Origin of the sequence: Arthrobacter sp. 9V, assembly GCF_902506065.1 — a bacterium.
GTDB lineage: Bacteria > Actinomycetota > Actinomycetes > Actinomycetales > Micrococcaceae > Arthrobacter.
Genome location: NZ_LR732934.1, coordinates 1 through 1,049, shown reverse-complemented (window position 1 = coordinate 1,049; position 1,049 = coordinate 1). Strand labels below are relative to the sequence as shown.

2 protein-coding genes and 1 pseudogene are annotated in these 1,049 nt (G+C 69.8%); all 3 read left to right on the top strand.

Annotation, left to right across the window (positions count from 1 at the left end; translation table 11 throughout):
• Positions 1 to 481, top strand: a pseudogene (locus BACI9J_RS22465) (ATP-dependent helicase); the annotation flags it as partial.
• Positions 482 to 488: 7 nt separating this feature from the next.
• On the top strand, positions 489 to 698 hold the full coding sequence (locus BACI9J_RS22460) for a hypothetical protein (RefSeq protein WP_017887301.1): 210 nt from the start codon (positions 489 to 491) through the stop codon (positions 696 to 698).
• A gap of 32 nt (positions 699 to 730) precedes the next feature.
• The coding region (locus BACI9J_RS22455) for an FAD-dependent oxidoreductase (protein WP_159736629.1) at positions 731 to 1,049 on the top strand (319 nt) is incomplete at its 3' end.

Here is a 1,049-nt window from a genome sequence, read left to right as displayed (position 1 = left end):
CAAGGAAGACCGTGCGTCCGAGAGCCTGCTCGAGGTCCAGCCGTTCGAGGCGCTCGACTCGCAGGCGTCCTTCGACCGCGTCCTCTACGACGGCGGCGAGTTCGGTACCGGCGGCGAGGTCGGTTCCCGCGAGGAGCTCGACTTCATCGGCATCCCGGGGCTCCTCGAACCCGACCAGGTGCGCGACCTCCTGCGCGCCCGGCAGGCGACCCAGGCCAAGCGGTCCAAGGGCCGGACGGCCAAGGACGGCCTGCCCAAGGCGCCCGAGCCCGACCGCCCGATGTACATGACGATCAAGGAACAGCGGACCGAGCTCGCCCGGCTCGTGTCGATCTGGTCCCGTCACTCGAACGAGCCGCACGGATCGATCCACGCCGAACTCCGGCGCATCAGCGGTGGCCCGGCCGTGGCACAGGCGAGCATCGAGCAGATCCAGAAGCGCATCGACATCCTGCGCTCCCGCATCGGCGGACGTCGGTGACGGCGGCGTGATCGAGCCGGTCGACGATCGCACCTGGTACGTCAAACGCGATCCCGAGGCGTCGCCCGAGGCGATCATCGACCGCTTCGGCGGCGGCTACCGGCTGCGCCGCTTCTCGCTCACCGAGTCCCGCCGCACCCCGCACGGAGTGTTCACGGGCCCCGAACTCGCCGAGACCGCGTGGTGGCGGCTCCGCGACAGGCCGCGGAACTCATGACGCGCCAAGCCAAAGTCCGGTAGACCGGAGGAATGGCAGACTCGATCCCTCACGTCCTCGTCCTCGGCGGCGGCTCCGCTGGCTACGCCACGGTCAAGCAGCTCCAGAAGCACGCGGCCACGGTGCCCATGCGGATCACGCTGGTGGACCAGAACACCTACTACACGTACCTGCCGTTCCTGCCCGAGGTCGCCGGTGGCCACATCGCACCGAAGGACGTCACCGTCGAGCTGCCCCGTGCGCTGCGCAAGACCCGCGTGATCCAGGGCAAGGTCACCGCGATCTCCTCGGCCGACAAGACCGTCTCGATCGCGACCGCCGGCGGCGACGACCGCACCCTCGGCTACGACC